The 22,679-nt window shown below is 70.5% G+C and carries 21 protein-coding genes and 1 pseudogene; 10 read left to right on the plus strand and 12 right to left on the minus strand.

Features of this window, described 5'->3' with window-relative positions:
* Positions 1–24 precede the first annotated feature (24 nt).
* Together BU197_RS11195 and BU197_RS11200 are read right to left on the minus strand one after the other, a co-directional pair.
* On the minus strand, positions 25–1,332 hold the full coding sequence (locus BU197_RS11195) for a M18 family aminopeptidase (RefSeq protein WP_188268085.1): 1,308 nt from the start codon (positions 1,330–1,332) through the stop codon (positions 25–27).
* Positions 1,333–1,577: 245 nt separating this feature from the next.
* Positions 1,578–3,407 (minus strand): acyl-CoA dehydrogenase, encoded by a 1,830-nt coding sequence (locus BU197_RS11200; protein ID WP_188268086.1) that lies wholly within the window; start codon positions 3,405–3,407, stop codon positions 1,578–1,580.
* Between the two features lie 141 nt (positions 3,408–3,548).
* Here BU197_RS11200 and BU197_RS11205 point away from each other — a divergent pair, with 141 nt between their 5' ends.
* The 3 genes from BU197_RS11205 to BU197_RS11215 all read left to right on the plus strand — a co-directional run bounded on the left by BU197_RS11205 (position 3,549) and on the right by BU197_RS11215 (position 6,481).
* Complete coding sequence (locus BU197_RS11205) at positions 3,549–4,046, plus strand: SseB family protein (protein ID WP_188268087.1); 498 nt, start codon at positions 3,549–3,551, stop codon at positions 4,044–4,046.
* A gap of 133 nt (positions 4,047–4,179) precedes the next feature.
* Entirely contained in the window at positions 4,180–5,142 is a 963-nt protein-coding gene (locus tag BU197_RS11210; RefSeq protein ID WP_188268088.1) for a pirin family protein, read from the plus strand.
* 247 nt (positions 5,143–5,389) lie between these two features.
* Positions 5,390–6,481, plus strand: coding sequence for an AI-2E family transporter (locus tag BU197_RS11215; protein ID WP_188268089.1), 1,092 nt, complete (start codon positions 5,390–5,392; stop codon positions 6,479–6,481).
* A 236-nt stretch (positions 6,482–6,717) separates the two neighbouring features.
* Here the strand turns inward: BU197_RS11215 and BU197_RS11220 are convergent, their stop codons facing one another.
* Complete coding sequence (locus BU197_RS11220; protein ID WP_188268090.1) at positions 6,718–8,838, minus strand: SpoIIE family protein phosphatase; 2,121 nt, start codon at positions 8,836–8,838, stop codon at positions 6,718–6,720.
* A 137-nt stretch (positions 8,839–8,975) separates the two neighbouring features.
* Between BU197_RS11220 and aspS the strand changes: the two genes are divergently transcribed.
* Positions 8,976–10,784, plus strand: coding sequence for an aspartate--tRNA ligase (gene aspS, locus BU197_RS11225; RefSeq protein WP_188268091.1), 1,809 nt, complete (start codon positions 8,976–8,978; stop codon positions 10,782–10,784).
* Positions 10,785–10,859: 75 nt separating this feature from the next.
* On the opposite strand, the gene BU197_RS11230 is transcribed toward aspS, so the two are convergent.
* Complete coding sequence (locus BU197_RS11230; protein WP_188268131.1) at positions 10,860–11,411, minus strand: YceI family protein; 552 nt, start codon at positions 11,409–11,411, stop codon at positions 10,860–10,862.
* Between the two features lie 239 nt (positions 11,412–11,650).
* On the opposite strand from BU197_RS11230, the gene BU197_RS11235 reads away from it, so the two are divergent.
* Positions 11,651–12,577 (plus strand): hypothetical protein, encoded by a 927-nt coding sequence (locus BU197_RS11235; protein WP_188268092.1) that lies wholly within the window; start codon positions 11,651–11,653, stop codon positions 12,575–12,577.
* 34 nt (positions 12,578–12,611) lie between these two features.
* Here BU197_RS11235 and BU197_RS11240 read toward each other — a convergent pair.
* The 5 genes and pseudogenes from BU197_RS11240 to BU197_RS11260 all read right to left on the minus strand — a co-directional run.
* A pseudogene (locus BU197_RS11240) lies at positions 12,612–12,929 on the minus strand (hypothetical protein); the annotation flags it as partial.
* 85 nt (positions 12,930–13,014) lie between these two features.
* On the minus strand, positions 13,015–13,917 hold the full coding sequence (locus BU197_RS11245) for a hypothetical protein (protein WP_188268094.1): 903 nt from the start codon (positions 13,915–13,917) through the stop codon (positions 13,015–13,017).
* A gap of 254 nt (positions 13,918–14,171) precedes the next feature.
* On the minus strand, positions 14,172–14,558 hold the full coding sequence (locus tag BU197_RS11250; RefSeq protein ID WP_188268095.1) for a hypothetical protein: 387 nt from the start codon (positions 14,556–14,558) through the stop codon (positions 14,172–14,174).
* Positions 14,559–14,608: 50 nt separating this feature from the next.
* A complete protein-coding gene (locus BU197_RS31295; protein ID WP_188268096.1) occupies positions 14,609–16,090 on the minus strand; it encodes a hypothetical protein in 1,482 nt (493 codons plus the stop codon).
* A gap of 378 nt (positions 16,091–16,468) precedes the next feature.
* Positions 16,469–16,894: an ATP-binding protein gene (locus BU197_RS11260; RefSeq protein ID WP_188268097.1), complete on the minus strand. Its 426-nt coding sequence runs from the start codon at positions 16,892–16,894 to the stop codon at positions 16,469–16,471.
* Positions 16,895–17,048: 154 nt separating this feature from the next.
* Between BU197_RS11260 and BU197_RS11265 the strand changes: the two genes are divergently transcribed.
* The 5 genes from BU197_RS11265 to BU197_RS11285 are packed head-to-tail and all read left to right on the plus strand — an operon-like array spanning position 17,049 to position 18,810.
* The gene (locus BU197_RS11265) at positions 17,049–17,924 is read left to right on the plus strand and encodes a helix-turn-helix domain-containing protein (protein ID WP_188268098.1); all 876 of its coding nucleotides are present in this window, start codon (positions 17,049–17,051) and stop codon (positions 17,922–17,924) included.
* Positions 17,921–18,127, plus strand: a complete 207-nt coding sequence (locus BU197_RS11270) for a DUF397 domain-containing protein (RefSeq protein ID WP_188268099.1) — start codon at positions 17,921–17,923, stop codon at positions 18,125–18,127. The genes BU197_RS11265 and BU197_RS11270 overlap by 4 nt, the downstream gene beginning before the upstream one ends.
* A 14-nt stretch (positions 18,128–18,141) precedes the next feature.
* Complete coding sequence (locus tag BU197_RS11275) at positions 18,142–18,366, plus strand: DUF397 domain-containing protein (RefSeq protein WP_188268100.1); 225 nt, start codon at positions 18,142–18,144, stop codon at positions 18,364–18,366.
* A complete protein-coding gene (locus tag BU197_RS11280; RefSeq protein ID WP_188268101.1) occupies positions 18,363–18,569 on the plus strand; it encodes a DUF397 domain-containing protein in 207 nt (68 codons plus the stop codon). The genes BU197_RS11275 and BU197_RS11280 overlap by 4 nt, the downstream gene beginning before the upstream one ends.
* Before the next feature lie 34 nt (positions 18,570–18,603).
* Positions 18,604–18,810 carry a DUF397 domain-containing protein gene (locus tag BU197_RS11285; RefSeq protein ID WP_188268102.1) on the plus strand — a complete coding sequence of 69 codons (207 nt, stop codon included), beginning with the start codon at positions 18,604–18,606 and terminating at the stop codon, positions 18,808–18,810.
* Between the two features lie 73 nt (positions 18,811–18,883).
* Here the strand turns inward: BU197_RS11285 and BU197_RS11290 are convergent, their stop codons facing one another.
* The 3 genes from BU197_RS11290 to BU197_RS11300 all read right to left on the minus strand — a co-directional run bounded on the left by BU197_RS11290 (position 18,884) and on the right by BU197_RS11300 (position 22,276).
* Complete coding sequence (locus BU197_RS11290; protein ID WP_188268103.1) at positions 18,884–19,174, minus strand: DUF6087 family protein; 291 nt, start codon at positions 19,172–19,174, stop codon at positions 18,884–18,886.
* Positions 19,175–19,277: 103 nt separating this feature from the next.
* Positions 19,278–20,882, minus strand: coding sequence for a methionine--tRNA ligase (gene metG / locus BU197_RS11295; protein ID WP_188268104.1), 1,605 nt, complete (start codon positions 20,880–20,882; stop codon positions 19,278–19,280).
* Between the two features lie 116 nt (positions 20,883–20,998).
* Positions 20,999–22,276, minus strand: coding sequence for a VWA domain-containing protein (locus BU197_RS11300; protein WP_317452242.1), 1,278 nt, complete (start codon positions 22,274–22,276; stop codon positions 20,999–21,001).
* Positions 22,277–22,679: the final 403 nt, after the last annotated feature.

Genomic DNA, 22,679 nt, shown 5'->3' on the forward strand with positions numbered 1-22,679 from the left:
CGACGCGGCCGGTCGGCGGGCGGGTCAGCCCTCCAGGAACGCGACCAGGGCGTTGGCGAGGTGGTACGGGTCCTCGGCACCGCAGAGTTCGCGGGCGCTGTGCATGGAGAGGATCGCGACGCCGATGTCGACGGTCTTGATGCCGTGGCGGGCGGCGGTGATGGGGCCGATCGTGGTGCCGCACGGCATGTCGTTGTTGGAGACGAACGACTGCCACGGCACGCCCGCCTTCTCGCAGGCGGCGGCGAAGATCGCGCGGCCGCTGCCGTCGGTGGCGTACCGCTGGTTGACGTTGACCTTGAGGATCGGGCCGCCGTTGACGTGCGGCTGATGGGTCGGGTCGTGCCGCTCGGTGTAGTTGGGGTGGACGGCGTGGCCGGTGTCGGAGGAGAGGCAGACGGTGCCCGCGAAGGCCCGCGCCCGGTCCTCGTAGCCGCCTCCGCGCGCGTAGACCGAGCGTTCGAGGACGTTGCCGAGGAGCGGGCCCTGGGCGCCGGTGTCGGCCTCGGAGCCGTTCTCCTCATGGTCGAAGGCGGCGAGGACGGGGATGTACGGGAGGTCGTCGCGGCCCGCGAGGGAGACGAGCGCGGCGACGGAGGCGTGCACGGAGATCAGGTTGTCCATGCGCGGCCCGGCGAGGAGTTCGCGGTCGCGGCCGAGGTAGGCGGGGGCTTCGACGGGGGAGACCATCAGGTCCCAGCCGGTGACGTCCTCGGCGTCGACGCCCGCTTCGGCGGCGACGAAGGAGATCAGGTCGCCCTCGTGGACCTCGCCGGTGCCCCAGACGGGCTGCATGTGCCGCTGCCGGTCGAGCTTGAGACCGTCGTTGACCTGCCGGTCGAGGTGGATGGCGAGCTGCGGGACGCGGAGCAGCGGCCGGTCGACGTCGATCAGGCGGTGGCTGCCGTCGCGGAGGGTGAGGCGCCCGGCGAGGCCGAGATCGCGGTCGAGCCAGGTGTTGAGGAGGGTGCCGCCGTAGATCTCGACGGCGATCTGGCGCCAGCCCCTGGCACCCATGTCGGGGTGCGGCTTGACGCGCAGGTTGGGGGAGTCGGTGTGCGCGCCGACGATGCGGTACGGGGTGTGGGCGGCGGCGCCCGCCGGCACGTACCAGGCGATGATCGCGCCGCCCCTGACCACGTACTTCCCGCCGCTCGTCCCGTCCCAGGACGCGGTCTCCTCGACTTGGCGGAATCCCGCCTTCTCCAGCCGCTCGGCGGTGTTGGCGACCGCGTGGTACGGCGAGGAGGAGGCCGCCAGGAAGGTCATCAGGTCGTCGGTGTGTCCGCGGTCGAAGGGGCCGGCGGTGGGACGGGAAGCTGCGCTGCTCATGGGTTCACCTTACGCAGGGGCAGGTCCGCCGCTCACGGGGTTCCCGGGGATGGCGCGGCGCCTGCGGGAAGGAGGGGCCATGCTCGGTGGGACCCCTCTGAAACCCGCCGCGCGCGGGACCCGAAGGCGCCTGTCGGGAACCCGCCAACCGTAGGGCCGGCGAACCGAGCCTCGAAAGAAGGGGGAGGGAAACGGCCCGCCCCCCTCCCCGGGGACGGGCCGTTTCGGCAGGACGGGGCGCGTTCCTAGAACGCGGCCTCGTCCAGGTCCATCAGCGAGCCGTCGACCTTCTCGGCGAGGGCGCGCTCGGCGGTGACGCCGGGCAGGACGGTGGCGGCGAAGAACTTCGTGGCGGCGATCTTGCCCTGGTAGAAGGCGACGTCCTTGCCCGCGGCGCCCGCGGCGAGCTTCTCGGCGGCGACGGCGGCGCTCTTGAGGAGCAGGTAGCCGACGACGACGTCGCCGGAGGCGAGCAGCAGGCGGGTGGTGTTGAGGCCGACCTTGTAGATGTTCCGGACGTCCTCGCCGGTGGCGGTGAGGTCGGTCAGCATGACGCCGACGATGCCTTCGAGGTCGACGGCGGCCTTGGCGAGCGCGTCGCGGGCGGCGGCGAGGTCCTCGCCCCCGGTGCCGACGGCGAGGAACTTCTTGATCTCCTCGGCGAGGGCGTTCAGGGAGGCGCCCTGGTCGCGGACGATCTTGCGGAAGAAGAAGTCCTGGCCCTGGATGGCGGTGGTGCCCTCGTAGAGGGTGTCGATCTTGGCGTCCCGGATGTACTGCTCGATCGGGTACTCCTGGAGGAACCCGGAGCCGCCGAAGGTCTGGAGGGACTGCGCGAGCTGCTCGTAGCCCTTCTCGGAGCCGTAGCCCTTGACGATGGGGAGCAGCAGGTCGTTGAGGCCGTGCAGGGCCTTGGCGTCCTCGCCCGCGGCTTCCTTGACGGCGATCTCGTCCTGGACGGAGGCGGTGTAGAGGACGAGGGAGCGCATGCCCTCGGCGTACGCCTTCTGCGTCATCAGGGAGCGGCGCACGTCGGGGTGGTGGGTGATGGTGACCTTGGGGGCGGCCTTGTCCATGAAGTCGGCCAGGTCGGTGCCCTGGACGCGCTCCTTGGCGTACTCCAGGGCGTTGAGGTAGCCGGTGGAGAGGGTGGAGATCGCCTTCGTGCCGACCATCATGCGGGCGAACTCGATGATGAGGAACATCTGGCGGATGCCGTCGTGCTTGTCGCCGACGAGCCAGCCCTTGGCGGGGTGCTGGTCGCCGAAGGTCATCTCGCAGGTGTTGGAGGCCTTGAGGCCCATCTTGTGCTCGACGTTGGTGGCGTAGACGCCGTTGCGGGCGCCCAGTTCGCCGGTCTCCCAGTCGAACTCGTACTTGGGGACGAGGAAGAGGGAGAGGCCCTTGGTGCCGGGTCCCGCGCCCTCGGGGCGGGCGAGGACGTAGTGGAGGATGTTCTCCTCCATGTCGTGCTCGCCCGAGGTGATGAAGCGCTTGACGCCCTCGATGTGCCAGGAGCCGTCCTCCTGCCGGACGGCCTTGGTGCGGCCCGCGCCGACGTCGGAGCCCGCGTCGGGCTCGGTGAGGACCATGGTGGAGCCCCAGCGGCGCTCGACGGCGATCCGGGCGACCTTCTTCTGCGCCTCGTTGCCCTCGTTGTGGAGGATGCCCGCGAAGGCGGGGCCGGAGGAGTACATCCAGATGGCCGGGTTGGCGCCGAGGAGCAGTTCCGCGTAGGCCCAGATCAGGGAGCGGGGGGAGACGGTGCCGCCGATCTCCTCGGGGATGCCCAGGCGCCAGTACTCGGAGTCCATGAAGGCCTCGTAGGACTTCTTGAAGCTCGCGGGTACGGGGGCGGTGTGGGTCGCCGGGTCGAAGACCGGGGGGTTGCGGTCGGCGTCCGCGAAGGACTCCGCCAGCTCGTTCTCGGCGAGGCGGCGGATCTCGTCGAGGATGCTCTTGGCGGTCTCGACGTCCATCTCCTCGAACGGCCCGGAGCCGTACACCTTGTCGCGGCCGAGCACCTCGAAGAGGTTGAACTCGATGTCGCGGAGATTCGACTTGTAGTGCCCCATGGCGACGGCTCCGTAAGGCTCGGGGAGGCAGGTTCCTCGTACACGTACCAGCGAGTAGCAAAACGCTCTCCCATGATGCTACCCACCGGTAATAAGAGCAACCCCTCTCCGTGGAACTGTGACGCAGTAGGCTCGTGGCCCATGTACGGCTACGACCAGAATCCGGGCGCGCAGCAGTACGCGCAGCCCCAGCAGCAGTACGACCCGCAGGGCGGGATGCAGGGGGGCATGCAGGCCGGCGGGTACGGCCAGCAGCAGCCGCCGCTCTACCCGGAGCCCTCGCCGCCCTCCCTCGCCGACGCCGTACGCGCCTTCACCACCGGCACCCTCGCGCCCGAGGACTTCCAGCAGATCTTCGCGACCTCCAAGGTCTACTGCCCGCGCGGCGACAACCCCGGATTCCTGGCCCTGCACAACACCCAGCACCCGGTCATCCCGATGTTCACCTCGCTCAAGGAGCTGCGGCGGTACGCGGGCAAGGAGTCGAAGTACTTCGTGATCACCGGCGCCGAGGTGATCGACCTGCTGCCCACGGGCTACGGCTTCGTCCTCGACATGGAGGGCGACCACCGGATGGTCTTCGACGCGAAGGCCGTGGAGCAGATGGTCGACTTCGCGATGCGGCGGATGTACGGCTGACGCAGGCTTGAGGCAGGGAGAGCGCCCGGGAGGAATACCTCCCGGGCGTTCGTCGTTCCGACTGGCAGAAAGTTCACTGTTCAACTAAAGTGAAGCCACGAGGTCGCAGAAGACCGCTTTAGGAGGTCCTGTCATGCCCGCCGTGACTGTCGAGAACCCGCTCACCCTGCCGCGCGTCGCCGCATCCGCCGACGCCGTCGCCCGCCCCGTCCTGGCCGTCACCACGGCACCCTCGGGCTTCGAGGGCGAGGGCTTCCCGGTCCGCCGCGCGTTCGCCGGGATCAACTACAAGTACCTCGACCCGTTCATCATGATGGACCAGATGGGCGAGGTGGAGTACGCGCCGGGCGAGCCCAAGGGAACCCCCTGGCACCCCCACCGCGGCTTCGAGACCGTCACCTACATCATCGACGGCGTCTTCGACCACCAGGACTCGCACGGCGGCGGCGGCACCATCACCAACGGCGACACCCAGTGGATGACCGCGGGCGCCGGCCTCCTCCACATCGAGGCCCCGCCGGAGTCCCTCGTCGTCAGCGGCGGCCTCTTCCACGGCCTCCAGCTCTGGGTCAACCTGCCCGCCGCCGACAAGATGATGGCCCCCCGCTACCAGGACATCCGGGGCGGCCAGGTCCAGCTGCTGACCTCCCCCGACGGCGGCGCGCTCCTGCGCGTCATCGCCGGAGAACTCGACGGCCACGAGGGCCCCGGCGTCACCCACACCCCGATCACGATGATCCACGCCACCCTGCGGCCGGGCGCCGAGATCACCCTGCCGTGGCGCGAGGACTTCAACGGTCTCGCGTACGTCCTCGCCGGACGCGGCACGGTCGGCGAGGAGCGGCGCCCGGTCCACATGGGCCAGACCGCCGTCTTCGGCAAGGGCGGTTCGCTCACCGTCCGCGCCGACGAGTCGCAGGACGGGAACACCCCGGACCTGGAGGTCGCCCTCCTCGGCGGGCAGCCGATCCGCGAGCCGATGGCCCACTACGGCCCGTTCGTCATGAACACCCAGGCCGAACTGCGCCAGGCCTTCGAGGACTACCAGGCCGGCCGCCTCGGCAAGATCCCGGCGGTGCACGGGATGGGCGAGTAACCGTTCCTTCCCCCCCCACCTCCGACCCGTGGCCGGGCGGGGCGCCACGGCGCCTTGCCCGGCCACGGTCGTACGCGGGCGCGGCTCGTGCACCCTGTACGGCGTGCATCCGGATGCCGTACGCCCGTACGCCGTGCACCCGCAGGCCCGGCCACCCGGCCACCCCGCACCCGTAACGATTGAGGGATTTTCCCCCTTTCGGCCGTCGGTGCGTGACGGGGTCGGCCGTTCATGATCGGGTGGTGAGGTGCAGCCGATATCCCCGCTCCTCCCCGAACCCGCCCGCCGATTCGCCGCCTGGTGCGTCGTCCTCCTGTTGGCCGCCGGGGTGGCCGCCGTCGGGATCAAGCTCTGCGTCGTCTTCCAGACGGCCGTCACCCCCGTCCTGCTCGCGGTCCTCGGCACCGCGCTCCTCGGCCCGCTCTACCGGCGGCTGCTTCAGATGGGCGTCAAGCCCTCGCTCGCCGCCGGGCTCACCGTCGTCGCCGTCCTCGCGGTCGTCGGCGGAGCCACGTACATCGTGGTGGCCGCCCTCGTCGACACCGGGGACCAGATCATCACCTCGGTCCGGCAGGCGGGCACCGACATCGCCCGGCACTTCGGCGCCGCCGGGACCTCGCTCGACGACCTCGCGCGGAACGCCGAGAGCCTGCTGCGCCAGTTCGGCGGCACCGCCGCCTCCGGCGTCCTCACCGGCATCAGTGTCGTCGGCGAGATGCTCGCCACCGCCCTTCTCGCGCTGCTCCTCATCTTCTTCTTCCTGCGCGACTCCGACCGGGCCGTCGGCGCCCTGCGCTCCTTCGTGCCCTCCGCCACCGGGGACATCGCCGAGGCCATGGCCCGCCGTGCCTTCGAAGCGGTCGAGGGCTTCATGCGGGGCACCACCCTGGTGGCCCTCGTCGACGCGGTCCTCATCGGCATCGGGCTCGTCGTCCTCGAAGTGCCCGGCGCGGTGGGGCTCGCCGCGCTGGTCTTCGTCACGGCGTACATCCCCTACCTCGGCGCCTTCCTCTCCGGCGCGATCGCGGTCCTCGTCGCCCTCGCCGACCGGGGGTTCGTCATCGCCCTCTGGGTCCTCGGCATCGTCCTCGCCGTGCAGGTCATCGAGGGCAACGTGCTCCAGCCGGTGGTGCAGAGCAGGACCGTGCAGATGCATCCGGCGGCGGTGATGCTGGCGATCACGGCCGGGGCGTCCGTCGCGGGCATCCTGGGCATGCTCCTCGCCGTCCCGCTGACCGCCGCCGTGACGGGCGTCCTCAGCGAACTGCGCACCCGCTACGCGGCCAAGCACGCACCCCCGGAGGAGCCCGGCACCTCCCCGGAGACGTCGAAGGCGTAGGACCGGCCGTCACGGGACGGGCCTCCGGTCTCGTACGGACCCTGCCTTCCGGGCGTTACGGGACGGGCCTCCGTATCCGTACGGGCCCCGCCTTCCGGGCGTTACGGGACCGGCCTCCGTATCCGTACGGGCCCTGCCTGCCACGCGTTACGGGCCCGGCCTTCCCGCCCGTACAAGAACCCCTTGCTGACTCCCGTACAGGACCGGCTCCGGCTCCGGCCCCGGCCCAGGCTCCGTCACCTCGCCGTTCCCGGTTCGTTCAGTTCGAACCAGATCGCCTTGCCCTCGCCGCGCGGGTCGACGCCCCACGCGTCCGCCAGCATCTCCATCAGGACCAGGCCCCGGCCGCTGGAGGCCATCTCGCCCGGGTGGCGCTTGTGGGGCAGTTCGTCGCTGGTGTCGGAGACCTCGACGCGCAGCCGCCGGGTTTTCTCCGTGCAGGCGACCTCCGCCGTCAGCAGCGCGTCGCCGTCCGTGTGGACCAGGACATTGGTGACCATCTCGGAGACCATGAGGACGGCCGCGTCGAGTTGGTCCTCGTCCGTCCAGTCGTGCAGCAGCTGCCGGACCTGCTCCCGGGCCTCGGCGATCCGTTCCGGCTCCGCCTGGGCGATCGTCATCAGGGTGCGGCGCGGGGCCTCCTTCGGCGCGCCCGCCGGGCGCAGGGAGAGCAGCAGGACCGCGATGTCGTCCTCGCGCCGGTCGGCGAGGGGCCCGGTGGCGTGGTGCGAGCGGGGCCCGTGGACGCCCTCCACGAGCGAATCGGCGAGCCGCTCCAGATCGTCGCCCTCATGGGCTTCGAGGAGTGCGCGGAGCCGGTCCCAGCCGCTGTCCAGATCGTGTCCGCCGGTCTCCAGAAGACCGTCGGTGCAGATCATCAGGGTCTCGCCGGGGTCGAGGGTGAGACGGGTGGTGGGGTAGTCGGTGTCGGGGACGATGCCGAGGGGCAGGCCCCCGGCGGTCGGCCGGAGCAGAACCGTTCCGTCGTTCATCCGTATGGCCGGATCGGGGTGTCCGGCCCGTGCGATGTCCACTGTCCCGGTCTCCAGGTCGACTTCCAGATAGAGACAGGTCGCGAAGCGCGGCCCGCCCCGGCCCCCGTCGTCCTCCCCCTCTCCGTCGCCGTCGGTGATCCCGTAGAGGAAGCGCGAGGCGCGCGAGAGGACCGCGTCCGGGCGGTGGCCCTCGGCGGCGTACGCGCGCAGGGCGATCCGCAGCTGCCCCATCAGGCCCGCCGCCCGCACGTCGTGACCCTGGACGTCGCCGATGACGAGGGCGATCCGGCCGGCGCCGTGCCCGCCGGTCCGCGAGGTGCCGCCGGGCAGCCGGATCACGTCGTACCAGTCGCCGCCGACCTGGAGTCCGCCGCCGGTCGGCACGTACCGCGCGGCCACCCGGACGCCGGGCAGGCCGGGTCCCAGGGCGGGCATCATCGTCCGCTGGAGGCCGAGGGAGAGTTCCCGCTCGGACTCGGCCACGCCCGCGCGTGCGAGGGCCTGGGCGAGCATCCGGGCCACCGTGGTGAGGACGGACCGCTCGTCGGGGGTGAAGGCCACCGGGTGCTTGAAGGCGGCCATCCACGCCCCCATCGTGCGCCCGGCGACGACCAGCGGCAGGAAGGCCCAGGAGCGGCGGCCGAAGCGCCGGGCGAGCGGCCAGGTCACCGGGTAACGGCGCAGATAGTCCTCGGGGGCGGGCAGATAGATGGCGTGGCCGGTCCTCGCGACCTCCGCCGCCGGGTAGTCGGTGGCCAGGGACATCGAGGAGAACGGGTCCTCGTCGCCCTCGCTGTGCCCGTGGTGGCCGATGATCGTCAGCCGGTCGCCCGCGAGCCCGAAGACGGCGAGCCCGTCGGGGGAGAAGCCGGGCATGGAGAGGGAGGCGGCGACCCGCAGCACCTCGGCGGTCGACCGCGCCTCGGCGAGCGCCCGTCCCGCGTCGAGCAGGAAGGCCTCGCGGGAGCGGCGCCAGTCGCCGGTGACGGGGGTGCGGGCGGCGGTGCCCGGCGGCTGCTCGGCGACTTCCTGGAGGGTGCCGACGAGCTGGTAGCCCCGGCCTTCGACGAGGGGCTTGGACCGGCTCCGTACGGTGCGCAGGACCCTGCCCCGCTCGTCCATGACGCGCAGTCGGGCCTCGGCGAGGGTGCCTTCGGCGACGGCGAGGGCCACGACCCCGTCGATCTCGTTCCAGTCGACGGGGTGGAAGCGGGAGCGGGCGGTGGCCTCGGTGAGCCGGGCGGGTTCGGCGGGCAGGCCGAGCAGCCGGGCGGCCTCGGCGTCGAGCGAGACGATCCCGGAGGCGTTGTCCCAGCGCCATAGGCCGGTCGCGATCGCCGTCAGGACGTCCTCGGTACGCATTGCCCTACTTTATGAATATCGGATACGAGATCGCCACCGAGCGTATTCGAAGGGTGATCATGGGCTGGCCGGTAGGCTGGGGAGGGCTTGACACCGTCACGCCATACACACCGATCCCGAAGACTGGATGAACGACGATGCATCGGTACAGGTCCCACACCTGCGGCGAGCTCCGCGCCTCTGACGTCGGCACCGACGTCCGGCTGAGCGGCTGGCTGCACAATCGGCGCGACCTGGGCGGCATCCTCTTCATCGATCTGCGCGACCACTACGGCATCACGCAGCTCGTCGCCCGGCCCGGCACCCCCGCGTACGAGGCCCTCGACAAGCAGACGAAGGAGTCCGTCGTCCGCATCGACGGCAAGGTCGTCTCGCGTGGCGCGGAGAACATCAACGCGGAGCTGCCGACCGGCGAGATCGAGGTCGAGGTCGCCGAGGTCGAGGTGCTCGGCGCGGCCCAGCAGATCCCCTTCACCATCAACGCCGACGACGGCGTCAACGAGGAGCGGCGCCTGGAGTACCGCTTCCTCGACCTGCGCCGCGAGCGCATGCACCGCAACATCATGCTGCGCTCCGCCGTCATCGCCGCCATCCGCTCCAAGATGGTGGCCCTCGGCTTCAACGAGATGGCGACGCCGATCCTCACCGCGACCTCCCCCGAGGGCGCCCGTGACTTCGTCGTCCCGTCCCGCCTCAACCCGGGCAAGTTCTACGCGCTGCCGCAGGCGCCGCAGCAGTTCAAGCAGCTGCTGATGATCTCCGGCTTCGACCGGTACTTCCAGATCGCGCCCTGCTTCCGCGACGAGGACGCCCGCGCCGACCGTTCGCCGGGCGAGTTCTACCAGCTCGACGTCGAGATGAGCTTCGTCGAGCAGGAAGACGTCTTCCAGCCCATCGAGAAGCTCATGACCGAGCTGTTCGAGGAGTTCGGCGGCGGTCGCCACGTCACCTCGCCGTTCCCGCGCATCCCGTTCCGCGAGTCGATGCTGAAGTACGGCAACGACAAGCCCGACCTGCGCACCTCGCTCGAACTCGTCGACATCACCGACGTCTTCGCGAACTCGGAGTTCAAGGCGTTCGCGGGCAAGCACGTGCGTGCGCTCGCGGTGCCGGACACGGGTGACCAGCCGCGCAAGTTCTTCGACGGGCTCGGCGACTTCGCCGTCTCCCTCGGCGCGAAGGGCCTGGCCTGGGTCCGCGTCGGCGAAGCCAACGCGCTGACCGGCCCGATCGCCAAGTTCCTCACCGAGGAGAACGTCAAGGTCCTCACCGAGCGTCTGGGCCTGGAGCCCGGCCACGCGGTGTTCTTCGGCGCCGGCGAGTTCGACGAGGTCTCCAAGATCATGGGCCCGGTCCGGGTCGAGGCCGCCAAGCGCGCCGGCCAGTTCGAGGAGAACGTCTTCCGCTTCGCGTGGATCGTGGACTTCCCGATGTACGAGAAGGACGAGGAGACCGGCAAGATCGACTTCTCGCACAACCCGTTCTCCATGCCGCAGGGCGGCCTTGAGGCCCTGGAGACCAAGGACCCGCTGGACGTCCTCGGCTGGCAGTACGACATCGTCTGCAACGGCATCGAGCTGTCCTCCGGCGCCATCCGGAACCACGAGCCCGACATCATGTTCAAGGCCTTCGAGATCGCGGGCTACTCGCGCGAGACCGTCGAGACCGAGTTCGCGGGCATGCTGCGCGCCTTCCAGTTCGGCGCCCCGCCGCACGGTGGCATCGCCCCGGGCGTCGACCGCATCGTCATGCTCCTCGCGGACGAGCCGAACATCCGCGAGACCATCGCGTTCCCGCTGAACGGCAACGCGCAGGACCTGATGATGGGCGCCCCGACGGAGCTGGACGAGTCCCGTCTGCGCGAGCTGAACATCCAGCTGCGCAAGCCGGTCGAGAAGAAGACCGTCGACATCACGGACGCGGTCCACCCGGACGCGGCGCGGTAGTCGGCGACACGTGGAAGGGCCCGGGATCCCCTCAAGGATCCCGGGCCCTTCGCCGTACCCGCTCTCCCTCCCCGCTCACCCCTGCTTGATCGCGGAGATGTCGAACTCCAGGACCACCTTGTCGCCGACGAGGACGCCGCCGCCCTCCAGAGCCGCGTTCCAGGTGACGCCGTACTCCTTGCGGGAGATGGTCACCGAGCCTTCGAGGCCGACCCGGAGGTTGCCGTAGGGGTCGACGGCGTTCCCGGTGTACTCGAAGTCGATGGTGACCGGGCGGGTGGTGTCCTTGACGGTCAGATCCCCGGTGACGCGGTACTCGCTCTCCGAGCGCACCTCGACGCCGGTGGTACGGAAGGTGATGTCGGGGAAGTGCGGGGCGTCCAGGAAGTCGTTGGTCCGCAGGTGCTGGTCGCGCTGCTCGACCCCGGTGTCGATGCTCTCCGTCTTGATCACCACCTGCGCGGTGGACCGGGCGGGATCGGCGCCGTCCAGATGGGCGGTCCCCTCGAACTGGTGGAACGCCCCCCGGACCTTGGTCACCATCGCGTGCCGGGCGACGAAGCCGATCCGGGTGTGGGCGGGATCGAGGACGTAGTCCCCGGTGAGCTCGGACAGGCTGACGGCCATCTTCGACATGCCTCCGTAAGACCGGGATCCCGGCAGCGGCCCCGCCCGGATCGTTCCCCGCCCAGGCTAGGCGCAGACGGGCCGGGGGGCCTGTCGGGAGCGCGGGGGGTGGGCCGAGCGGGGGCCGGGCCACCCGGCCGGACGCGCCCCGGCTTCCGGGCCACCCGGCGGTACGGGGAGGGGCCCGCGCTACCGGTACGGGGACACCTGAGGCACGATGGGCGCCGAAGGGGGTTTGAATGCGTTCAAAAACAGGGGTTCCGGGGCAGCTGCGGGTCCGGGACCGCCACGGTTCGGCCGTCAGGGTCTCGGCGGCGGTGCTGTGCGCCGAAGGGGTGATCGGGCTGACCGCCCTGCTCCTGTGGACCACGACGCGGGAGGCTCCGCCCGCCCAGGCCCACGCCGTCGGGATCTTCCTGCTCCTGCCGTTCCTGCTCGCGGCGGCGGCCTTCCTGGCGGCTTTGCTGTCGAGGGTGACGGTGCTGCCGCTCGTCGAGGCGTCGGCGTGGCTCGGCCGGCGGTACGGCGGCCGGGAGGCGTGGTGGTGGGTCCCGGCGACGGCGGGCGCGGTCTGCGTGCCGGTGGTCCCGGTCGTGACGCTCGTGTGCGGTGCCGGTCTTCCGGCTGCCGTCGCCTGGTGGGGGGCGCTCGCCCTCGCGCTCGCCGTCCCCGCGCTGGTCGTCCGCCGACTGCTGCTGCCCGCCCGCCCGAGGCTCACCTGCAGGGAGATGCTCGGCCGGGTCGGGCTCCTCGGCACGCTCGCCGTCGTCACCGCCTGGGCCGCGACGGGAGCCGCCTTCTCCGCCGGGTTCGGCTACGACCCGCCGGGCCTGGACGCCGCGCGGATCGTGGGGACCTGGTCGGACGGCCGGGGCGGCACCCTGACCTTCACGGCCGACGGCCGGGTCGTCTCCGACGGCGCCGAGGTCCACAGCCTCGGCTTCGATCCCGACGACGCCGTCGGCCGCCCCTGCGACGGCACGGGCACCTGGACGTACGAGCCGGGCAAGAGCACGTGGGGCCAAGAGGTGGTGACGACGGTGGACGGCTGCCACCTCGGCCCCTGGAACGTCCTCGGCACTCCGGAACGGCCCAAGCTCTACGTGCACTTCGGCGACATCGACGCGCCGGACCTCTACGTCCTCGTCCGCGAAGACCAGGGCTGACGACGGCGTACGGGGCCTCCGGACTTCCCGCGCCCTAGGCTTCCTCGTCCGCGAAGATCTCCTCGGCGGCGCTGACGGTGACCGCTCGGGTGAGCCAGTGGCGAAGGACGGCGGGGTCGTCGCATTGCTGGACGCGTTCGCGTACGGCGTCGGTGACGGTGATCCCGCGCTGCTCCAGGACGATCAGTATGGCGTCGGCACTGCCCTGAGCCAGGCCTTCGTCGCGGCCCTGCGCCCGGCCCTCCGCCCGGCCTTCGTCGCGGATTTCCTCGGAGAGGTAGGAGGTGTAGAAGGAGAGGTCCACGGCCACCAGATTCCTCCGGATTTCCCTGGCCGGGCGGTTGCCCAGGCCGGGCCCTGGGCAGTGAATTGGACTTTCCTGGGCCGGGCCGTGATTGCCCGCTGCCGTAGGCCCGGCCCGGCCCGGAAGGTGCGCTCTAGGCTTCCTCGTCCGTGAAGATTTCCTTGGCGGTGGTGACGGTGACTGCCCGGGTGAGCCAGTGGCGAAGGACGGCGGGGTCGTCGCATTGCTGGACGCGTTCGCGTACGGCGTCGGTGATGGCGATCCCGCGCTGTTCGAGGACGATCAGTATGGCGTCGGCACTGCCCTGCGCCCGGCCTTCGTCGCGGCCCTCCGCCCGGCCTTCGTCGCGGATTTCCTCGGAGAGGTAGGAGGTGTAGAAGGAGAGGTCCACGGCCACCAGATTCCTCCAGATTTCCCTGGCCGGGCGGTTGCCCAGGCCCTGTGCGGTGAATTCGACGATCGGGTCGGCGACGTCCTCGGGGACGTCCCGCAGTGCGGCGGACAGTGCTTTCAGTATCACATCGATCTCCGGATCGGCCGCGTGCGTGATGGCCGACAGAGTGGTCAGCGCCAGGTCGGCGCCCGCCTCGGCCGGGTCGGTGATCCTCGGCATGTTGTGCGGGCCCACGACGACCGGCTGCACGGTCAGTGTGGGCATGTGCGAGGGCCCGCTGCTCACCGGCCGGCCGGCCCATTCCGCCGTCGCGCGGTCCTGGCAGACGACCAGCAGTGCGGTCGGCAGCCGGTACTTCGTCCAGAGGTACGCGGTGTAGTACGCCCAGCTGGCCGGTTTCGACGGGTCCTTCTTGCCCTGCGCCTCGATGGCGAGCAGCAGGGAGCCGTCCTCGGCGCTGTCGAGCCGCAGCAGGGTGTCCACCCGCCGCTCGACGGGGCTCGCCTCGGTGAGGTCGGTGGGCAGGACGGTGACGTCGATGGGCGGCGGCAGGGGAAGCCCCAGCCGTACGGACAGGCGGCTGAACAGTCGGGTGTCGTGCTGGAAGAGGCGGTGCATCGCCTCATGGGGAGAGCTGACCATCGGGTTCCTTGGTTTGGCACGAGCGGTATGCGGTGAGCCCGCGCTGTTCCAGGACGATCAGCAGGGCTTCGGCACTGCCCTGCGCCCGGTCCTCGTCGCGGCCTTCGTCGCGGATTCCGTCGCGGATTTCCTCGGAGAGGTAGGAGGCAGGGGGTGTGGAAGGGGAGGTCCAGGGCCGCCGGATCCCTCCAGGTTTTCCTGGCCGGGCGGCTGCCCGGCCTCTGGTCGCGTACGTGGTCCCCGGGACGGCCGGTCTACGGGTGGCCCGGCTGGTTGCGCCAGACCGTACGGGTGGTGAGCTTGCCGTTCGGCGTGGGTACCCTGTCGCGTCGCAGGTAGCCGTGGGCCTCCAGCTCCCGCAGGGCGTGCGGGATCCAGGTCCGGTCTTCCGGGAACTGCTCGGTGAGGGACGTGATGTCCACGGACGATCCGGCGGGCAGCGACTGGATGTGCACCGCCAGGCCGATGGCCGTCAGCGACCGTTTCTCGTGCTGCGCCGGATGGCTGTCCACCACCGTGAACGGAGCCGTTGGCGGGCTGTCGTCGTGGATGAGTCCGTAGGGCTCCGGCTCGGAGAGGTGGTTCTCGGCCACGTCGCAGGCCGGGTCGGGCGCCTGGGCGCCGGTGTTCTGGTTTTCCATCGGGAAGGGCCTGCTCTCTTGGTGGTCGGGCTTCGGGAAGCGCCGGTTGGTCACAGCCAGTCCTCATCGGGGGACTGGCGTTCAGGCGGGTCCTCCGGCCGGCTGCGGTCGGCTCTGCGTCCTTCCGGGACGAAAGAGGAGCCGTACGGCATCGGTGTGCTCGCGGCGGCGCGGCCAGGGCTCGGAAGCGGACCCGGAAGTCCCGGCGGCGGCGGATTCTTCGCCCGTTGATCCGGTGGCGTGCAGGCGCCGCAGGTCCCTGGTTCCTCGCCCCGGTAGGCGCGGTCGCAGACGTCGCAGTTCTGGAGGGGGAGCGGTGGCGGTGGCGGTGGCTTCGGGGTCCGGAAGTACGGCAGGGGTGGGAGCTGGGCCGTCAGCCGGTGGGCCAGGAAGGCTGCCGGGCGGTACAGGGGCTCGCGCGGGAGCGCATGGGCCAGCGCTCGTCCGACCAGCTCCGGCGGCACTTCGCGTTCCATCCAGGCGACCACGCCGGGCGCGAGGTGGGCGGCTTCCTCCGCGGAGAGCAGCAGGCGGGGGTCGGTGTGGCAGAGGCGTGCGAGCATCCCCTCGGCCTGTCGGAGAAGCTCGGCATCGCAGTACCCCGGTGCCGGTACGGGCGGCAGGGCCGGGCGTCGGTTCCTCGGGCGTTGTGCCGCCCACCGGGGCGGTGCTTTCGGCTCGCGGGCCGACCGTGTCGGCATCCGCTGTGCGTGCCTTCGTGGGGCGGTCTTCTCGCGCCCGCGGCTCCCCGCGGAATCCGTCCCTACGGCTTCCGGCTCGGGGCCGGCCGGGGCCGTGACATCCGTTACGTCGGGGTCCGCGGTTTCCGGGGCGGCCTCTTCCGGCTCGGGGCTTTCCGGCTCCGCACCCTTCCCGTCCGCGAGGTCCCCGTCCGCACCCTCCCCGTCCGCGATGTCCCCGTGCGCGAGGCCCCCATCCACGCGGCCCCCGTCCGCGAGGTCCCCGTCCGCGCCACCCCAGCCCCCGACGTTCGCGTCCATCCCACCCCAGCCCCCGTCTCCCCAGACCGCCTCGCCCAGCTCCGGCGAGGGGACTTCGGGGGCTTCGTAGGGGATGACCTGGGGCCTTGGGGCGGCGAGCGGCCTATTCCTTGCGTTCCTTTCGGCCTTCACCCGGCCGATCCCCGGCCTGTGGCCACTGGCCGCCGGGAAGTTGCAGGAGACCGTGCGGCTCACGATCTTTCCTCCCGGAGTCCGTTCCCGGGTGCGGCGCAGGTAGCCGTAGTACTCCAGCTCGCGCATGGCGGAGGCGATGACGACGGCTCCCTCGCGGAACCGGCCGACGAGGCTCTTGATCGTTACGGGGGTGCCGTCGGGCACCGACTGGATGTGTGTCGACAGGCCGATCGCCGTCAGTGACAGGTCGGTGTTCTGGGCGAGGTGGTTGCCGACGACGGTGAAGTGGGAGGTGTGCCGGTAGTTGTCGTGGATGATTCCGCCGGAAGTCCCCCTGGAAGAGTGGTTCTTGGCGTTGTTACCCGACGCGGAGGCGGCGTACCCGGTAGTGTTCATGACGTCCATGGGGAAGGTAGTGGTTCCTCGTGAGATGAGGCCATGAGGGATCTGTTGAGTCCCTCTGGTCAGGCCCTCGCCGGGGTTGCCGTCCTGGCGGGGGCCGACGCATTTCTGCGCCGTGCTCTGATGCGCCGACCATAGATCACCCAACCCGCTCGGATGCTAATCGAGTTGGGGTTTTTCACCCGTGCGGGTGAGCCGCCTTTTCCGGGAGGGAAAGGGTGGGGTTTGGCGGGGTTCCTTTCCCTCCCTGTTTCTTTGGTGGTAGTCACCCGAGCCACCGAAACTCGGGAAACCGGGTCCCGGTGAGAACTGTTCGAATATCGTTCGGTGGCGGCGATTCCGGGACCCTCGAACCCGTGACGTACGCCGTGATCACACGAGATCGAGCTCCGCCCAGACCGTCTTCCGGGGTACGGGTCCGGGTTCCACGCCCCACCGGTCGGCCAGCGCCTCGACGAGCAACAAGCCGCGTCCGGAATCGCGTTCGAGGCGGGGCTGTTGGGGGCGCGGGAGTTCGGTTCCCCGGGTGTCGGTCACCTCGATCCGGAGGACGCCCGGCCGCGCCAGAAGCCCGAGCCGGAAGCTCCGGCCGGCGACCCGGCCGTGCGTGGCCGCGTTCGCGGCGAGTTCGGCGACGACGTGGGTGGCCGCCTCCGTCACGCCGTACGGCAGCTCGTGATTCCGCATCCACGCGACGGCGAGCAGCCGGGCGAGCCGGGCTCCGCGAGGCGTGGGCGACAGGAGGACGCTGAAGTGGCCGGTGGGGGTGTTGACTTGGGTGGTGTTCTGCTGATTCACGGCACCGAGCGTGGCCGCGCTTGAGTACCGTGCCTAGTGACTCGGCTGATACGTAGAGTCACTGTCCGGCGCTTGTCCACTGCTGTCCGGGCTGTCCGGGCCTTCCTCAGGGGTAGGGGCATCGCGCCACGGAGCGGCGAGGGAAAGGTGCGGAATGTCGGTGGACGGCGGGACACAGCGACTCAAGACCGAAGCGGACGAGCCGGGTTGGGAGGTCGATCCGGACGATGACTGGGGTGTGGCCGTAGTCGCCACGGTGGGGCGGCAGTTGAGGCTGCGGAGGGAGACGGTGGGCATGCGCGCCGCCGAGCTGGGCACGGCGACCGGCTACGGCGAGGACCTCATCTACAAGATCGAGAGCGGGAAACGGATCCCGCGGCCCGAGTTCCTGGACAGGGCGGACGAGGTCCTGGGGGCGGGCGGGCTGCTCTCGGCCATGAAGGAGGACGTGGCGAAGGTCCGGTATCCGAAGAAGGTTCGAGACCTGGCGAAGATGGAGGGCAAGGCGGTCGAGATCGGGGTGTACGAGTGCAACAGCATCAACGGGCTGTTGCAGACGCCGGAGCATGCCCGGGCCGCGATGGAGGCGGCGCAGCCCCCGTACTCGCCGGACGATGTGGACCGAATGGTGGCTGCCCGTCTGGCCCGGCAGTCGGTCTTCGAGCGGGACCCGGCTCCGTCCCTCCATTTCGTGCTGGAAGAGGCGCCGCTTCGCCGGCAGGTTGGGGGCACAATGAAGTGGCGACGGCAGCTCGAACATCTTCTGGAGGTAGGGCGGTTGCGCAACGTCACGCTTCAGGTCATGCCGACGAACACTGAGGCCCACCCTGGTCTGGACGGCAGGATCGAGCTGCTGAAGTTCCCGGACGGTACGGCGGTGGGACGTTCCGATGGAGCGTTCAGCGGCCGTCCGGTTACTGACCCGAGGCAGCTCCGCATCCTTGAGCTGCGATATGGCACCATCCGGGCGCAGGCTTTCTCGCCGAGGGAGTCGCTGGCCTTCATCGAGCAACTGCTGGGAGAAACATGATCCACAAGGCCTCCGCCGGGGACGCCTCCGAACTGGCGTGGTTCAAGAGCAGCTACAGCAGCGGCACCGACGGTGAGTCCTGCGTCGAGGTCGCCGCCGCGCCCGGCGTGGTCCGTGTTCGTGATTCCAAGTGCGTCGGCGGGCCGCAGCTCGCGCTCACGCCGGGTGCGTGGGCGGGGTTCGTCTCGTACGCCCTGGCGTAACGGTGGGGAGAGACATGGTCCGAAGCGTCTCGGTCGGGGGCTCCTCCGAACTGGCGTGGTTCAAGAGCAGCTACAGCGGCGGCAACGACGGCGAGTCCTGCATCGAGGTCGCCGCCGCGTCCGGCGTGGTCCGCCTACGTGACTCCAAGAGCCTCGCCGGTCCCCAGCTCGCGCTGAACCCGGCCGCGTGGGCGGGGTTCGTCTCGTACGCCCAGGCGCAAGAGAGGGGAGAGACGTGATCCGAAGCACCTCGGCCGGGGACATCTCCGAACTGGCCTGGTTCAAGAGCAGTTACAGCAGCAGTAGCGAGGGTGACTCCTGCGTCGAGTTCGCCGCCGCGTCCGGCACGGTTCGCGTCCGTGATTCCAAGTGCGTCGATGGCCCGCAGCTCGTGCTTACGCCCGGCGCCTGGGCAGGTTTCGTCTCGTACGCCCTGGCGTGACGACATCGTTCACCAAGCGACCGTTGGGAGAGACATGATCCGCAACACCCCCGCTGGGGACGCCTCCGAGCTGGCGTGGTTCAAGAGCAGCTACAGCAGCGGCAGCGAGGGCGACTCCTGTATCGAGGTCGCCGCCGCCCCCGGCGCGGTCCATGTTCGTGACTCCAAGTGCGTCGACGGCCCGCAGCTCGCGCTCACCCCCGGCGCCTGGGCTGGATTCCTCCCGTACGCGGCCCGCTGAGGCGTCCGTACGGCGAAGGCCGCCGCCCTCGGAAAGGGCGCGGCGGCCTTCGGCTTCGGCTGCGTCGGGGTCATCACGCTGTCGACTCGCCCTCGGATGTCCGCTCGTTCGCCCACCGCCGGGCCTCCGCGAGGTTCGCGGCGGTGCCCACGGGCTCGTACGAAAATCCGTTCCACTCCTCCAGGGCCCGTGGGGCGTGCGGCCGGAGGTGGCTGCCGCCGCCGTGCAGCGGGCGGTGCCGACGCCAGATGTCCAGCGGCGGGCGGCGCCGCTTCTCGTACGCCGCGAGCGGGTCGCCGGCATCGATACGCGGGACGGCGCGCGACGGCTGGTTCGGCGGTCCGGGTCGGGAGTGCTTGCCCATGGGCCCATGGTCGCAGGGGCCGACCGGGCCGGGGGCCGTACGGCGAAGGCCGCCGCCCCCGGAAAGGGAGCGGCGGCCTTCGCGTACGTCCAGCGCGTGGACGTCAGTCCTTCTTCTCCTCCAGGCGGGGGAACAGCACCGCGCCCTTCGTCACCGTCGCGCCCGCCGGGAGCGTGCCCCACGTGCCCGCGTCCTGGACCCGCTGGTCCGACAGGGCGCCCAGGGACGCTTCCGCGCCCAGGGACTCCCACAGGGCCTGCGAGGTCTCCGGCATGACCGGGTTCAGCAGGACCGCCACCGCGCGGAGCGACTCGGCGGCCGTGTAGAGGATCGTCGCCAGACGCGCCCGGCCCTCGGCCGACTCGTCCTTCGCGACCTTCCACGGCTCCTGCTCCGTGATGTAGCCGTTGACCTGCTTCACGAAGTCGAAGATCGCCAGGATGCCGGCCTGGAAGTCCAGCTCCTCGCCGATCTTCGCGTCCGCCGTCGCGACCGCCTTCGCCAGTCCCTCGTGGACCGCCGTCTCGGCCTCGCCGTCCGCCTCCGACGCGGGCAGCGCCCCGCCGAAGTACTTGCCGACCATCGCCGCCACGCGCGAGGCGAGGTTGCCGTAGTCGTTCGCCAGTTCGGACGTGTACCGGGCGGTGAAGTCCTCCCACGAGAACGAGCCGTCCTGCCCGAACGCGATCGCCCGGAGGAAGTACCAGCGGTACGCGTCCACGCCGAAGTGCGAGGTCAGGTCCTGCGGCTTGATGCCCGTCAGGTTCGACTTCGACATCTTCTCGCCGCCGACCATCAGCCAGCCGTTCGCCGCGACCCGGCCGGGCACCGGCAGGCCCTGCGCCATCAGCATCGCCGGCCAGATCACCGCGTGGAACCGCAGGATGTCCTTGCCGATCAGATGCACGTTCGCCGGGAACGTCTCGTCGAACTTCGCCGGGTTCTCGTTGTAGCCGACGGCCGTCGCGTAGTTCAGAAGCGCGTCGATCCACACGTAGATGACGTGCTTCTCGTCCCACGGCACCGGGACGCCCCAGTCGAACGTCGAGCGCGAGATGGAGAGGTCCTCCAGGCCCTGCTTGACGAAGTTCACGACCTCGTTGCGCGCCGACTCCGGCTGGATGAAGCCCGGGTTCGCCTCGTAGAACTCAAGGAGCTTCGGGCCGTACTCGCTCAGCTTGAAGAAGTAGTTCTCCTCCTTGAGGATCTCCACCGGCTTCTTGTGGACGGCGCACAGCTTCGTGCCGTCCTCCGCCTCGATGAGATCGCCCGGGAGCTTGTACTCCTCGCAGCCCACGCAGTACGGGCCCTCGTAGCCGCCCTTGTAGATCTCGTCCTTGTCGTACAGGTCCTGCACGAATTCCTGGACGCGGTCCGTGTGACGCTTCTGCGTGGTGCGGATGAAGTCGTCGTTCGCGATGTTCAGGTGCTCCCAGAGGGGCTTCCACGCCTCGTCCACGAGCTTGTCGCACCAGGCCTGGGGCGTGACGCCGTTCGCCTCGGCCGTGCGCATGATCTTCTGACCGTGCTCGTCCGTGCCGGTGAGGAACCACACCTTCTCGCCGCGCTGACGGTGCCAGCGCGTGAGCACGTCGCCTGCGACGGTCGTATAGGCGTGGCCCAGGTGAGGAGCGTCGTTGACGTAGTAAATGGGGGTCGTGACGTAAAACGCCTTCGCCCCCTGCTTCTCGGATCCAGTGGCCGCCATGGTCGAAATCCTAACGGTCGCGGGATGCTCCCCTCACCTTGATAAACCTGCGCGCAGGGGCCGTGACCCCGTGTGACGGTGACCCGGTCGGTCACCGTCCACACCACCGCACCCGCTCAGAACTCCAGACCGGCCAGCAGCCCCCGGTAGAACGCCGGGTGCGCCGTCTCGACCGGCGTCGCACCCGCGAGGAACGTCGCCGTACGCGGAGTGCCGTCGAGCTTCCGCACGAAGTCGAACGCCTTGTTGTCCGCCTCGCCCCAGGCCACGAACCGCCAGTGCAGCGGGCGGTCCGCCGCCTCGGCCAGCGCCTGCGCCGCCGCCGTCTTCGACTCCGGCGCGCCGTCCGTCTGGAAGACCACGAGGGCGGGCCGCGTCGGGTCCTCCTTCGCGTGGTGGGCCAGGACCTCTTCCACCGCACGGTGGTAGTTCGTACGGCCCAGCCGGCCGAGCGTCGCGTTGACCTCCTCCACATGGGTGGGGGTCAGCGTCGCCGGAGTCAGTTCGACCGTGCCGTCGATGTCCGTCGAGAAGAACACCGTCGTCACCGACGCGCTCTCGTCGAGATGCGCCGCCAGCGCCGTGACCTGCTCGGCCAGCCGCTGCACGGAACCGTCCTTGAAGTACCCGCGCATCGAACCCGACCGGTCGACCACCAGATAGACGGCCGCCCGGCTCCCCACGAGCCCCTGCTTCCGCAACTGCGCCCCGGCCGCCTTGTAGGCGTCGGCGAGGTGCGGCGCGAGGGCCTTGAGCCGGGGGAGGGGGAGGGCGGGGGTAGGGGCGGGAGCCTGGTGGGTGGTGGCCTCCGGCTCTGTGGCCTGCGCCTCCGTGACCTGTGCCTCCGGCTGCTCCGGGGCCTCGGTGGGCTCCGATTCCGGTACGGCGACGGCCTCCGGCTCGGCCTCGGCGACCGGCTCGGTCTCCTCGGCGGCAGTGGCAGTGGCAGCGGCAGTGGCAGCGGTGTCGGTGGTGTCGGTGTCGGTGTCGGCGGCGTTTACGGCCTCCGGCTCGGTGGCCGTCTCCGTCACCGGCTCCGTGACAGCCTCGGCCTCCGGCTGCTCCGAGGTCTCCGCAGCACCCGCCTTGGGCTCCGCCTCGGCGACCGGCTCGTCCACCGTGACCGGCTCGACCTCGGCGACCGGCTCGGTCTCCGTAACGACATCCGCGTCCGCAGGGGCGTCCGCAACGGCGTCCGTCGTCGTATCCACCGCCGGTTCCACCGACTCCGTCGCCTCCGGCGCACCCGCCTCGGCCACCGGCGTGTCGTCCTTCGCGTCCGCCTCGGCCTCGACGGCCTCCGGCGTGTCGGACGTGTCCCCAGCGGTCACCGACGCGTCGGTCTCCACCTCGGCCGCGACCGTCTCCGCCGACGCGGCCACAACCTCAGCCACATCTGCCGCAGGCGCAACCTCGGCCACATCGCCAGCCGCAGCCGCGGCCACAACCTCAGCCACGTCGGCAGCCGCAGCCGCAGGCACAACCTCAGCCCCGGCCTCAGCCACCTCAGCCACCTCAGCCGCCGCAGGCACAACCGTCCCCTTCCCCGAAGACGCGCGGGCCCTCGGGATCTGGGGGTTGTCGAAGGAGGCCGCCACCAGGTCGTCCGCCGCTTGGCGGGCCTTGGTTTCCGGGGCCTCCTGGGAGGGTGTGGTCTCCGTGGTGGGGGTCTCACGGGTCTGGGGCGGGACGGAGGTCGTCGGGGAGTCCTCGCGGTCCCGGCCGAACACCTTGCGCAGCATGCTCCGAATACCCATGGGCGAACCCTTTCGCATGAGTGGGGTGCTTGTGATGGTG

The sequence above is a fragment of the Streptomyces sp. CBMA291 genome (genome assembly GCF_014596525.1).
Classification (GTDB): domain Bacteria; phylum Actinomycetota; class Actinomycetes; order Streptomycetales; family Streptomycetaceae; genus Streptomyces.

What these genes read in the sequence shown, in the direction of transcription:
- BU197_RS11195 (WP_188268085.1), bottom strand. Translation starts at nt 1,332, where the DNA reads ATGAGCAGCGCAGCTTCCCGTCCCACCGCCGGCCCCTTCGACCGCGGA.
- BU197_RS11200 (WP_188268086.1), bottom strand. Translation starts at nt 3,407, where the DNA reads ATGGGGCACTACAAGTCGAATCTCCGCGACATCGAGTTCAACCTCTTC.
- BU197_RS11205 (WP_188268087.1), top strand. Translation starts at nt 3,549, where the DNA reads ATGTACGGCTACGACCAGAATCCGGGCGCGCAGCAGTACGCGCAGCCC.
- BU197_RS11210 (WP_188268088.1), top strand. Translation starts at nt 4,180, where the DNA reads ATGCCCGCCGTGACTGTCGAGAACCCGCTCACCCTGCCGCGCGTCGCC.
- BU197_RS11220 (WP_188268090.1), bottom strand. Translation starts at nt 8,838, where the DNA reads ATGCGTACCGAGGACGTCCTGACGGCGATCGCGACCGGCCTATGGCGC.
- aspS (WP_188268091.1), top strand. Translation starts at nt 8,976, where the DNA reads ATGCATCGGTACAGGTCCCACACCTGCGGCGAGCTCCGCGCCTCTGAC.
- BU197_RS11230 (WP_188268131.1), bottom strand. Translation starts at nt 11,411, where the DNA reads ATGGCCGTCAGCCTGTCCGAGCTCACCGGGGACTACGTCCTCGATCCC.
- BU197_RS11235 (WP_188268092.1), top strand. Translation starts at nt 11,651, where the DNA reads ATGCGTTCAAAAACAGGGGTTCCGGGGCAGCTGCGGGTCCGGGACCGC.
- BU197_RS11245 (WP_188268094.1), bottom strand. Translation starts at nt 13,917, where the DNA reads ATGGTCAGCTCTCCCCATGAGGCGATGCACCGCCTCTTCCAGCACGAC.
- BU197_RS11250 (WP_188268095.1), bottom strand. Translation starts at nt 14,558, where the DNA reads ATGGAAAACCAGAACACCGGCGCCCAGGCGCCCGACCCGGCCTGCGAC.
- BU197_RS31295 (WP_188268096.1), bottom strand. Translation starts at nt 16,090, where the DNA reads ATGAACACTACCGGGTACGCCGCCTCCGCGTCGGGTAACAACGCCAAG.
- BU197_RS11265 (WP_188268098.1), top strand. Translation starts at nt 17,049, where the DNA reads ATGTCGGTGGACGGCGGGACACAGCGACTCAAGACCGAAGCGGACGAG.
- BU197_RS11270 (WP_188268099.1), top strand. Translation starts at nt 17,921, where the DNA reads ATGATCCACAAGGCCTCCGCCGGGGACGCCTCCGAACTGGCGTGGTTC.
- BU197_RS11275 (WP_188268100.1), top strand. Translation starts at nt 18,142, where the DNA reads ATGGTCCGAAGCGTCTCGGTCGGGGGCTCCTCCGAACTGGCGTGGTTC.
- BU197_RS11285 (WP_188268102.1), top strand. Translation starts at nt 18,604, where the DNA reads ATGATCCGCAACACCCCCGCTGGGGACGCCTCCGAGCTGGCGTGGTTC.
- BU197_RS11290 (WP_188268103.1), bottom strand. Translation starts at nt 19,174, where the DNA reads ATGGGCAAGCACTCCCGACCCGGACCGCCGAACCAGCCGTCGCGCGCC.
- metG (WP_188268104.1), bottom strand. Translation starts at nt 20,882, where the DNA reads ATGGCGGCCACTGGATCCGAGAAGCAGGGGGCGAAGGCGTTTTACGTC.